We start from the raw sequence: 11,914 nt of genomic DNA, 5'->3' as shown, positions 1-11,914 counted from the left end.
TGCTTTCCTAGTGACAATCAACTTACACTCGACGAGCTTCGCTAACGCCGTCTACCTGCGACAACTTTGCGACCACCCTTGCTAAGCCATCAAGGTTGTATAATTCCAACTCTAGCTCAATTGTGGCAGTTTGTGTTTTAACATCTGATGATGAACTCATTGACAATACATTAGATTTTTCAGCGGCCAACACCGATGTTAAGTCTCTCAGTAACCCAGAGCGGTCATTTGCAATCACTCGCAACCTAATTTTATATCCGCCTGAGTAATTCTCTCCCCAAACCACGTCGACTGAGCGCTCTGGATGCACTCGGATCAGCTCTTTTACCTGATCACAATCAGCCCTATGGACCGAAATACCCCGACCTTTGGTAATAAAACCGAATATTTCATCACCTGGCACTGGTTGGCAACATTTAGCAATATGGCTCATTAAATTGCCCACACCGTTTACTTCTACTTGCCCTGCGCCTTTTTTAACTGGTTTACTGTGACTCTTTTTAACAAGGTCTTCTAGAACTTCTTCATCTGACAATTCATTCGTGCGCAGCTTACTTTGCACGTGATTAACAACCTGATTTAACCGAACGTCACCGCCGCCGATCCCAGCGAGTAAGTCATCCATACTCACCATATTGAAGCGTTCTACTGCCGATTGCGCGTCTTTTATTTTTAAATTACCGCGAGCCAGTTCGGTTTCAAGCATTTCACGTCCGGCAATAATATTTTTATCTCGGTCTTGCTGCTTAAACCAATGTTGAATTTTTGAGCGGGCTCGCGAGGTTTTAATGTAACCTAAATTAGGGTTGAGCCAGTCTCTTTTGGGGTTTGGATTATTCGAGGTGATAATTTCAATACGCTGCCCCGTTTCTACCTGGTAAGTAAACTGCACGATACGGCCGTCGACTTTGGCACCAATACATTTATGACCCACGTGAGAGTGAATATAATACGCAAAATCCAATACTGTTGAGCCTTGCGGCAGATCAACAACCTCGCCACTAGGAGTGAACACATAAACGCGGTCTTCAAATACTTGGCTGCGAACCTCTTCTACTAAGTTGCCGCTCTCGGCTACATCTTCTTGCCACTGTAAAATTTTACGCAACCAGTTAATTTTCTCTTCATAACCGCTTTGCTTGCCGCCCGTGGTTCCCTCTTTATATTTCCAATGGGCAGCCACGCCAAGCTCTGCATCTTCATGCATCTGTTCGGTACGAATTTGGATCTCGACAGTTTTGCCTTCAGGGCCAACAACAATGGTATGAATTGACTGATAACCGTTAGGTTTAGGGTTGGCGACATAGTCGTCAAACTCTCGTGGAATGTGATGCCAAAGGGTATGGACAACCCCCAGAGCACCATAGCAATCTTGCAGTCTGTCAGTGACAATTCTGACCGCTCTTACGTCAAACAACTCATCAAATTTGAGGTGTTTGCCATTCATTTTCTTCCAAATACTGTAGATATGCTTTGGTCGACCATAAACCTTGGCACGAATATCATCTTTATCTAAGCGAGCTTGCAACTGACTGACAAAGTTATCGATAAAGGTTTCTCTATCAATACGCTTGCCATCTAATTGTTTAGCAATGTCTTTGTAAGTTTGTGGGTGCAGGTAGCGAAAAGAGATATCTTCAAGCTCCCATTTTAGCTGCCCAATTCCGAGACGGTTAGCTAACGGTGCATAGATATCGGCAATTTCTCGCGCAATTAACACTTTTACGTCTTCATCGGCGCTTTTAATTTCACGTAGCAAACAAATACGCTCTGCCAGTTTAATGACCACTGCACGTACATCTTCAACCATCGCCAATAACATTTTACGTATATTATCGATTTGAGGTTCGCCATTGCGAGTATGTTCACCCACCTTCAACGCCCCGATGGCATTCATGGTTTCAACACTCGACACTAAGATTTCTAATTTGCTACCGAAGCGTTCTTGGATATCTTCGAGGCTAATTAATTTAGCATCAAATACCACAAACAAAATTGCGGCCTGTAAGGTTTCTATATCCATATTCAATGGTGCCAGGATCTCTATCATCTCACGCGCGCGTTTAAGCACAGAGACGTTCTCTTCCTTCTTTTGCCCAATTAACAGTTCTACCTGCTCGATTAAGGCCAAAAGCGTTTCGGCTTCGCTCGATTCACTAATATAACGCGTCACCCACTCATCAAGTTGAAAGTGAGGGTCGCTAAAATGTGCTTCGCGAACTGATACCATCGTTTATTATTCCTTTACATCCCGTGGTGGATTTAACCAAAACGCAATCCAAACCGTTTAAAATCACGTCTTCTATCTTGAACATTCAAGATATATTGTCAATGAACAAACTCGCACAATCGACATTTGAGTTATCTATTTAGTTAACTCAAATAACGCCATTGACTCTAAGTGATGTGTTTGTGGAAACATATCCACCAGCGCAATCTTTGTAAGTCTGTAGCCTTGTTTTAAAATTAGCTCACTATCACGGGCTAAACTGGCAGGATTACATGACACGTAAACCAGCGCTTTAGGTTTGAGTTTTTTCAGTGACATCATACTTTCATACGCGCCAGCTCTTGCGGGGTCAATCAACATTTTGTCGACCTTGCCTAACCAAGGCTGTTGCGATAAGTCAGCGCTCAAATCAGCATGGAAAAATGACACTTTATCTAAACCGCTTTGTGCAGCGTTAATCGTGGCCTGTTCAACCATAGCCGGCACACCTTCAACTCCAATTACTTCAGCGCCACTTTGTGCTAATGGCAAACTAAAGTTACCAATACCGCAAAAAAGGTCCAGCACTCGCTCATTAGCTTGAGGTGAAAGCCAGTCTACCGCTTGCTGAACCATTGCTTGGTTTACTGCCCCATTAACTTGAATAAAGTTTCCCGCCGAAAAGCTCAACTGAGCATCGTGGCCACTAAATCCATAATGAGGTTGCTCACCAACACCACTTAAGTATTCGCTTTGCGCATCATCATCTTGCAATACAACGCTTAACAAATGATTTTTACCAAACTCAGCTAACCGGTCGCGATCTTTATCAGACAATGCTTTTGTCACTCTCAGTACCACAAAAACCCCATTATCGGCCTGTGTTAGCTCAACATGCCCTAACGATTTTTTACCACTAAGTTGGTTGAGCACATACGCAAGATCTGGGATTAATGCTGATAATGGTTCAGCTAATACAGCACAGGACTGAATTTCAACCACATCACTACTGCTATTTGCTCTAAAGCCTAAGCTAATATGTTTAGTTTTTTTATCGAACCAAGTTGCTAACCGCGCACGACGGCGGTAATGCCATGGTGAGTCACTAATTGCATCGGCGACTTCACTCGCCTGGGTTTGAGCAAACTTAGCCACCAGTTCATTTAAGGCTTTAGCTTTATGTTGGCGCTGCGCGTTAATGTCGAGATGCTGTAAATCACAACCACCACATTTAGCGTAATGTGGGCATATAGGCGCAACACGTTGGCTTGATGGGTTTTCTACCTTTAGCAGCTTTGCTTTTGAAAATTTCTTTTTCTGCTCGGTTAACTGCACTTGCACCGTTTCACCCGGTAACGCGCCGTTAATAAATACCACTTTGCCTTGATGCTCAGCAATACCTGCACCTAGATGATCGAGCCTATTCACAGTTAAAGACAATTTAGATGATAATTGTTTAGAACTATTTGGTTTTGCTTTAAAAAATTGTGCCATTTTACTCTCGAAATAGATAAAAATACTGGCCAACACAAGCTGTTACTGGCAGTCTATCGAATACTTACACTATATTTATTGGTAACGCGTTAACTCATGAAAGAAGCCAACAATATGACCAAATACAGCTTGCGTTCTTGGGTACTAGTATTGGCGTTAGCCCCAACTATTTTAGTGGGTATTTTATTGGGAAGCTATTTTACCATAAATAGATTTTATGAACTTGAACAAACGCTCATTGACCAAGCAAGTAATATCATTGAGCCCCTTGCGATTGCCGCCGAAGTGGGCTTAGAGAGTAAGGATTTTGAAACCACCAAGCGTTTAATTACCTCAGCCCAATTGAATAAAGCCTCTTTAGTCCAGTTTATTGCCATCTTTGATGTCAATAATCGCGTGGTAGTCACCTCACATCATTATAAAAATCATGAAGTCATGCGTTATGACAAACCATTAGAGTCGATGCTTAGAACTAAGCTTGAGCACATTGGCGACAGCATGATATTACGTAGCCCAATTTTTCAAAATAATGCGACAGAACCTTTTGATGAGTTTGATGAAAACGACAAGGTTGTCACTGTTACACCGATAAAACTCGGTTATATCGCGATATTAATCAATAAAGAAAATGCCTTACTCGAGCAGCACCGTGCCGCTGTGGCCGCATTTATCATAGTGTTAATTGGGGTGCAGCTGAATTTATTCTTTACCTTTCGATTGGTTAAAAATGTCACTCAACCGATTACAGAAATGGTAAGGGTTGTAGCAAAAATTCGTGAAGGAAAGCTCGACACTCGCTTAACCGGCAACCTCATTGGTGAACTTGACTTGCTCAAACGTGGTATTAACGCCATGGCTGGCTCACTGTCTGAGTACCATGAAGAGATGCAACAAAATATTGATCAAGCGACGTCAGACTTACGCGAAACCTTAGAGCAAATTGAAATCCAAAACGTTGAATTAGACATGGCAAAAAAACGCGCGCTTGAGGCCAGTCGCATTAAGTCTGAATTCTTAGCCAACATGTCGCACGAATTACGCACCCCACTAAATGGGGTCATCGGTTTTGCTAAACAATTATTGAAAACACCTCTACATTCAAGCCAGCAAGAATATATTCGAACCATTGAACGTAGCGCAGTCAACTTGCTTAGTATTATTAACGACATCCTAGATTTCTCTAAACTAGAAGCCGGAAAAATGGTGTTAGAAAACATGCCATTTTCTCTGCGAGAGGTGTTAGAAGAAACCATTACGATGTTGTCGAGCAGCGCCAATGAAAAAGACATCGAACTGGTGATTGATGTAGACCCACGTATTCCTGAAGATGTCACCGGCGATGCCATGCGTTTTAGCCAAATTTTAACTAATTTACTTGGCAATGCGATTAAATTTACCGATAGCGGTAGCGTGCAGCTCAAATTACAGCTTGAAGAACTCACTAATGGAAAGGTGTATATTCGCACCGAAGTTATTGATACCGGAATAGGTATTGATGCCGATAAGCTCGCCACTTTATTCCAAGCTTTTGGCCAAGCAGACTCATCCATCTCTCGCCGCTTTGGTGGTACCGGGCTTGGATTAGTGATCACCAAGCGCCTAGTCAACCGAATGGGAGGCCAGATAGGTTGCAGCTCTGAGCCGCAGCAAGGTTCAACCTTCTGGTTTTCTTTACCGCTGAATCTAAGCCAGTACCCAATTAGCGATACTTTGCCAATTGGCACACTGAAGCATAAAAGTATTTTACTGTTTGAACCTAGTGTTTTATCGCGACAAGCCATTGATCGCATGCTAGTAAGATGGGGGTTAGAAGTTACCCATGTCACCACTATTGCCGAGCTTGATGAACTAGTCTCTAACACTAGCAACCTCTTTGACTATGGCCTCTTAAGCTTTAAAGCCATGTGCTGCGCAGACGATTCGTTGGCGTTACTTAAGCTGACTAAATCTAAAGTCAATTACCTTATGCTAGTCAGTAACAGCGTTGATAGTGAACGAGCGCTAACAATCGCCCGCCCATACTTTGATAAGCAATTGACCATGCCGATCGGTGAAAAGCGCCTTTCTGACAGCTTGATTGACCCACAGTCATCGGTCAGTGCAGCTGCATATAAACCAAGCCCTTTACTTGAGCCTTCACCTAGCCCGGCAGCCAAGGAAAACCTCAAGGTACTAGCTGTAGATGACAACCCTGCGAACTTAAAGCTCATTGATACTCTACTCAAAGAGCTAGTTAGCCAAGTACACGTAGTCGACAATGGCGACGCCGCCGTGCAAATTGCAAAACAACGTAGCTTTGACCTAATTTTCATGGACATTCAAATGCCAGGCACTGATGGCCTTAGCGCAACAAAACTTATTAGACAAAACTCGGCGAACCGAAACACTCCCATTATCGCAGTGACCGCCCACGCTATTGCCGAAGAGCGTGAGCGAATATCTGCCAGTGGTATGGACGGCTACCTACCTAAACCTATTGATGAGGCAGCACTTAAAGCTGTTATCAAAAAATGGAAAAATAAACCTAAGTTTACCCATTTTGACCAACGCACCCTTAACTGGGAGCTATGCTTAACCCAAGCCAACAATAAACCTGATCTTGCACTCGACATGTTAAAGATGCTACTGAAGTCATTACCAGAGACGGTAGCAGAGGTTAATAGCGCACTAACTCGCTTTGATCAGCCCAGCATGTTGACCCATATACACAAATTGCACGGTGCAAGCTGTTACTGCGGCGTACCGACAACGCAGCAACTTTGCCAACAAATTGAGTCAGGGTTAAAGAAAGGTATTGCAGTGGAAGATATAGAACCTGAAATCCTTGAGTTACTTGACGAGTTAACTAAGGTAGAATCTGCCGCTAATCAAGTGATCACCCAGCTATCAGTGGATGTAAAAGATGACAAATAAACCGGGTTTTTTTCAACGCCTCAAAAGACTAACGCTACCGCAAAAAAAACTATTTGCAATTGCACTATGTCAGCGCATGCTGCCCAATTATCAGCTTTTTTCTGAAGTGTGTGAGTTTGGCAATCCAAAAGTGCTCGATACACTTCTCAACTTACTTTGGCAGTCAATGTACGACAACAAGTTAAAGTTGAATATTGAACTCCAAATGGAACGTATTGAAGAAAACACGCCAGAGCCTGCCAACTTTGACATGTATGGTGTTTATCCAGCAATGGATGCAGCCGTCGCGCTAACTTCATTACTCAGCGCACTAGAAAGTAAAGTTGAGGAAGACATTACCAACATCAGTAAGCTTTCATCAGCGACAGTAGCAAATTATATCGAAGCAACTTGCGAGCAAGAATTTGATAACGAATCCGAGTTAGATGACTACATTTTCCAGCATGAAGTCATGGTTGAAGAAAAAGAGATGCAATCAGCGCTGCTACAAGCCATTGAAGAAAACCCATACCTTAAAGCAGACTTTGTTAAAGAGTTACGACGCGAAATTGTCGCGGTAGGCATATCAAACATCGGTATTAGCGCTGCATAAATCCGATACTTGTTAATAAAAGCCGCCTCACTAGGCGGTTTTTACTATATGCAATCACATAGCTCTTCATTACAACTCACCTGACAAACTACCTAGCTTAATAAAACAACCGTTTGGTAGAATCTGTACTCACACACATACAACAGTAGCGGACTACACCGAATTACTTTCTAAATAAACTTCTAAAAAAATTGCTGGTTAAGCCTTTCAATCACTTAAAAATAGTCTTTAAAATAAGCGAAATATGATATGTTTTGAAGCCATGCTACATTCACCCGGCTTCGTATAACCGTTATTTGAGATCAATATGTCCGCTGTATTTACACCGCTTTTAGCTGTTTTTGGCATTATGTTGATTGGGACAGTCGTTCAAAAATCAAAGTTACTGCCTGCAGAAACCGATCTCGTTTTAAACCAATATGTTTACTATATTGCATTCCCTGCCATCATGCTTATTTCGCTCGCACAAACCCCTATCGCTGACATCATGCATTGGGGTTATATTGCCGGGTTCAGCGGCGCGATGTTAGCCAGCTATGCCCTAACGTTTTTAATATCACGGCGGCTTAACCCATCTGACAATGCAGTTGCTTCACTGCGGGCCCTAAATGCGACTTTTGGAAACACGGCATTTATTGGGATCCCACTGATGGCGATGTTATTTCCTGGCAATCAAACAGCCCTTGGCGCAGCCGCTATGGCAAGCTTGCTATCTGTATTGATGTTTGCCATTGCATTAGTTTCATTAGAAATGACAAACAACAATAAACAAAGTTCAGCCATTGCAATTATTGTGACTTCCTTAATAAAGAACCCCATTGTTATGGGCAGCCTACTTGGCATTACTTTATCTGCATTATCAATCATACTACCAGACAGTATTACGCTCATCATCAGTCAGCTAGGTATGACATCAAGTCCATGTGCACTTTTTGCTATTGGCATGGTACTGGCCAAATCAGGGCAATATCAAACCTCAACCAAACTTATCAGCGCGACACAATTGGCAGAGATTAGCGCTATAAATCTAGTCAAACTGATCATCCAACCACTGTTCGCATATTTGATTATGCAATCGGTGAACGTACAACCCCAGCTCATTGCTATGGGCGTTATATTAGCCGCATTACCTACTGCCGCTAGCGTATATTTGTTAGCTCAACGCTACGACACACAAGTTATCACCAGCGCACAAGGCATTTTATTTGGTACCGTCATCACCTTTATAATTTTGCCAATATTAGAAGCATCTCTGGTTAATTAGAAAAATACGCCCACAGGATTAGCTCGAAAGTCCTCTTATACTTTGATCAAGGGCTCGCGGCGTAAAACTATATCGATTATTATTTCAGCAAAGTATTTACTGTATCGGCAAACAGTATATACTGTTTATAAATACAGTGTTTGGATAGGACATCATTATGCTTTGCCAACTAAGCATTAACAACTTTGCTATTGTGCGTTTTTTAGAGCTCGATTTTAAAGCCGGCATGACCAGCATTACAGGTGAAACCGGAGCGGGTAAATCTATAGCAATAGACGCATTAGGCTTATGCTTGGGTAATCGAGCTGACGCTCACACTATTAGACCTGGCGCTAATAAAGCAGAAGTCAGTGCCCGGTTTTCGCTTTTAGACATCCCCCTTGCTAAACGCTGGTTAGAAGATAATGATCTAGACCATGATGACGAATGTATATTACGCCGTACCATTAGTATTGATGGCCGCTCGCGCGCGTACGTCAATGGTAACCCTATTCCACTAGCACAGGTTAAAGCGCTGGGTCATCTTCTGATCGGCATACATGGGCAGCATGCTCATCATGCTATGTTAAAACATGAGCACCAACTAACCTTGCTTGATAGTTATGCCAACCATAAAATGCTGCTTGATACTGTAGAGTCTAGCTACCATCGCTGTAAAACCATTGAAAAACAGCTAAAGCAATTAGAGCTCGACCAGCATGAACGACTTGCTCGCAAACAATTACTGCAGTACCAAGTTGAAGAGCTGAACGAATTTGCCATAACTAAAGGTGAATTTGAAACAATCGAAGCTGAACATAAAAAACTAGCTAATAGTACGGCATTAATTGAGCTGTGCCGTAGCCAGTTAGATATTTTGCAAGACAACGATCAAGCCAATGTCGAGTCGTTACTAAACACCTCAATTAGCCAAGGACAAGACCTAGAAAGTTACGACACTGAACTTAGCAGCGTAGTTTTGATGTTAAATGAAGCATTAATTCAAGTACAAGAAAGCAGCAGCGAATTAGACCGGTACTTACAAGGGCTAGAGCTTGATCCTGAATACCTTGAGCAACTAGAGCAGCGACTATCTAAAGCGCTTCAACTGGCACGCAAGCATCACGTTAACGCAAATGAATTATATGCTCACCATCAAAGTCTACTGGCAGAACTCAATGAACTAGACTCTGATGATGACAAGCTCGAAGAGATGCGCGAACTACTCCAGAAAAGCCAGCAGGCATATTTAAATCATGCAAGCAAGCTAAGCCAAAGCCGTATACGTTACGCTAAAGAACTGGATAAAAAGGTCACTCAATCGATACATCAGCTCAGTATGCCAAAAGGCAAATTCAGTATCTCTGTGACCTTTAATCAAGATGTTATATCGCCTCATGGTTGTGATGCCATTGATTTTTTAGTGACCACGAACCCAGGGCAACCTTTACAACCCATTGCCAAAGTCGCATCCGGTGGTGAATTGTCACGTATAGGACTTGGTATACAGGTGATCACAGCCAAAAAAGTTGCCACACCGACGTTGATCTTTGATGAAGTGGATGTTGGTATATCGGGGCCGACCGCAGCTGTAGTCGGTAGAATGCTGCGCACGTTAGGTGAATCAACACAGGTATTTTGTGTAACCCATTTACCTCAAGTTGCAGGCAATGGTCATCAACACATGTTTGTAAATAAGAGCAGTAAAGCTGGTAAGACTGAAACGTCAATGACGCCCTTAAACAAAGCACAGCGGGTTGAAGAGTTAGCGAGGCTACTCGGTGGTGATACTATCACCAGCAATACTATCGCCAACGCCAAAGAGCTACTGCGAAGCTAACGAAAAGCAAAAGGGAGCGAATAATCGCTCCCTTCTTTATTTAAAGCAGATAATTGTTAAACCAAGTAATAGGCGCCAGCTTGTAAACAAACAAAGGCAAATATTCCTGCCAAAACATCATCGATCATAATGCCAAAGCCGCCATGCACTTTTGCATCTAACCATCGAATCGGCCATGGTTTTAATATATCGAAAAAACGAAATAACACAAAACCAGCTAACAACCATTGCCACCCTGCGGGGGCAGCAATCATGGTGATTAATAAGCCTGCAATTTCATCCCAAACAATAGCGCCATGGTCATGTTCGCCCATATCTTTCGCAGCTTTATCGCAAATGTAAAAACCCGCCAACACAGCCAATACAGTAAGACCTATGTACCAAGACAAGCTCAATGGTGCCATAAGCAAAAATACCGGTATCGCCGCTAGGGTACCAAACGTGCCAGGGGCTTTAGCTGCAAGCCCACTACCAAAGCCTAATGCTAAAAAATGAATCGGGTTCTTAAGGGATAGTTTTGAAAGAGATTTATCTTGTGACAATATGTTCATTAACTGAAGTGCTCGAATCCAAGGTTTATAGGGTCAAATGTTTTTTTGTCTAACATCAACTTCAGTTTGCCACCCATACAGATCTGTCCAATTTGAGTAAACTTGACACCGGTTTCAGCCAGTGCGATTTCAAGGGCACCTTTTTGCGCTTCTGGGACGGTAAACAGCAATTCATAATCTTCGCCTCCAGTCAGTGCATAACTGTAGGCCATTTCAGTAGAGACACTATTTGTAAGCGACTTAGACAATGGCAGTTGGTCAACGTTGACCGTCGCACCAACGTTTGATGCTTTTAATATATGTTGAATATCTGAAACTAATCCGTCTGAAATATCGATAGCACTCGATGCTCGAGTACGTAATGCTTGCCCAGCTAATACTCGCGGTGTTGGTCGATAATGACGATTAATTAGGTAAGTACTATCACTCTCGCTGCAACTGGCTTTGTTACGCAGTAAATCTAAGCCTAGAGCTGAGTCGCCTAGAGTACCAGTAACGTAAATCCAGTCACCATTTCTTGCACCGCTACGGGTTAAGCCAGAGTGCTTAGGCAGTTGCCCATTAATGGTAACACTGATAGAACGTGGCCCACGAGTGGTATCTCCTCCCACAAGCGCTACACCGTAGTATTCAGCTATTTCAAACAGTCCAGCACTGTATTCGGCCAGCCAATGTTCATCAACCTCGGGTAATGTTATCGCTAACGTCATCCATGCAGGTTCAGCCCCCATTGCGGCTAGATCAGATAAGTTTACCGCAAGAGACTTATATCCTAAATCCTTGGCTGGCATATCCGGGTAGAAGTGCACATTCTCGACTAACGTGTCGCACGATATAGCAATAGACTTGCTTTCAGCTGGTTCTACGATGGCGCAATCGTCACCGATCCCGACTGCTACGTCTTTTCTAGACTGGGCTCGCCCAGTAAAAAAGCTTTCGATTAATTGAAATTCTTTCACAATACCAATCACTAATTAGGAGAAATTCAAAAGAGAGGTTATTAGTTCCTGTCGCATAGGCCTAATAAACAGCTGCATTCACCGCGTAGAGATACATCAACGGCAGAAAAGCG

Annotated in this window: 8 protein-coding genes; 4 read left to right on the top strand and 4 right to left on the bottom strand. The window is 42.9% G+C overall.

Features of this window, described 5'->3' with window-relative positions; all coding sequences use genetic code 11:
• Positions 1-22 precede the first annotated feature (22 nt).
• Positions 23-2,230: a GTP diphosphokinase gene (gene relA, locus RGE70_RS04780; RefSeq protein ID WP_310470401.1), complete on the bottom strand. Its 2,208-nt coding sequence runs from the start codon at positions 2,228-2,230 to the stop codon at positions 23-25.
• 135 nt (positions 2,231-2,365) lie between these two features.
• Positions 2,366-3,703, bottom strand: coding sequence for a 23S rRNA (uracil(1939)-C(5))-methyltransferase RlmD (gene rlmD, locus RGE70_RS04775; RefSeq protein WP_310470400.1), 1,338 nt, complete (start codon positions 3,701-3,703; stop codon positions 2,366-2,368).
• A gap of 96 nt (positions 3,704-3,799) precedes the next feature.
• On the opposite strand from rlmD, the gene barA reads away from it, so the two are divergent.
• The 4 genes from barA to recN all read left to right on the top strand — a co-directional run bounded on the left by barA (position 3,800) and on the right by recN (position 10,291).
• Entirely contained in the window at positions 3,800-6,616 is a 2,817-nt protein-coding gene (barA, locus tag RGE70_RS04770) for a two-component sensor histidine kinase BarA (protein ID WP_310470399.1), read from the top strand.
• A complete protein-coding gene (locus tag RGE70_RS04765) occupies positions 6,606-7,208 on the top strand; it encodes a YjaG family protein (protein ID WP_310470398.1) in 603 nt (200 codons plus the stop codon). The genes barA and RGE70_RS04765 overlap by 11 nt, the downstream gene beginning before the upstream one ends.
• A 307-nt stretch (positions 7,209-7,515) precedes the next feature.
• Positions 7,516-8,472: an AEC family transporter gene (locus RGE70_RS04760; protein ID WP_310470397.1), complete on the top strand. Its 957-nt coding sequence runs from the start codon at positions 7,516-7,518 to the stop codon at positions 8,470-8,472.
• A gap of 157 nt (positions 8,473-8,629) precedes the next feature.
• The gene (recN, locus tag RGE70_RS04755) at positions 8,630-10,291 is read left to right on the top strand and encodes a DNA repair protein RecN (protein WP_310470396.1); all 1,662 of its coding nucleotides are present in this window, start codon (positions 8,630-8,632) and stop codon (positions 10,289-10,291) included.
• A gap of 56 nt (positions 10,292-10,347) precedes the next feature.
• On the opposite strand, the gene RGE70_RS04750 is transcribed toward recN, so the two are convergent.
• Complete coding sequence (locus RGE70_RS04750; RefSeq protein ID WP_310470395.1) at positions 10,348-10,842, bottom strand: phosphatidylglycerophosphatase A family protein; 495 nt, start codon at positions 10,840-10,842, stop codon at positions 10,348-10,350.
• Positions 10,842-11,801 (bottom strand): thiamine-phosphate kinase, encoded by a 960-nt coding sequence (gene thiL / locus RGE70_RS04745; protein ID WP_310470394.1) that lies wholly within the window; start codon positions 11,799-11,801, stop codon positions 10,842-10,844. Before thiL ends, RGE70_RS04750 begins: the two co-directional genes overlap by 1 nt.
• Positions 11,802-11,914: the final 113 nt, after the last annotated feature.

This window comes from Shewanella youngdeokensis, from assembly GCF_033180165.1.
Taxonomy (GTDB): Bacteria; Pseudomonadota; Gammaproteobacteria; order Enterobacterales; family Shewanellaceae; genus Shewanella; species Shewanella youngdeokensis.
Note: the sequence above shows the minus strand (reverse complement) of the source record. Positions and strands in the feature narration are given on the sequence as shown.

Excerpts from the sequence above, each read along its gene's own strand:
- relA (WP_310470401.1), bottom strand. The coding sequence starts at position 2,230 with ATGGTATCAGTTCGCGAAGCACATTTTAGCGACCCTCACTTTCAACTT.
- rlmD (WP_310470400.1), bottom strand. The coding sequence starts at position 3,703 with ATGGCACAATTTTTTAAAGCAAAACCAAATAGTTCTAAACAATTATCA.
- barA (WP_310470399.1), top strand. The coding sequence starts at position 3,800 with ATGAAAGAAGCCAACAATATGACCAAATACAGCTTGCGTTCTTGGGTA.
- RGE70_RS04765 (WP_310470398.1), top strand. The coding sequence starts at position 6,606 with ATGACAAATAAACCGGGTTTTTTTCAACGCCTCAAAAGACTAACGCTA.
- RGE70_RS04760 (WP_310470397.1), top strand. The coding sequence starts at position 7,516 with ATGTCCGCTGTATTTACACCGCTTTTAGCTGTTTTTGGCATTATGTTG.
- recN (WP_310470396.1), top strand. The coding sequence starts at position 8,630 with ATGCTTTGCCAACTAAGCATTAACAACTTTGCTATTGTGCGTTTTTTA.
- RGE70_RS04750 (WP_310470395.1), bottom strand. The coding sequence starts at position 10,842 with ATGAACATATTGTCACAAGATAAATCTCTTTCAAAACTATCCCTTAAG.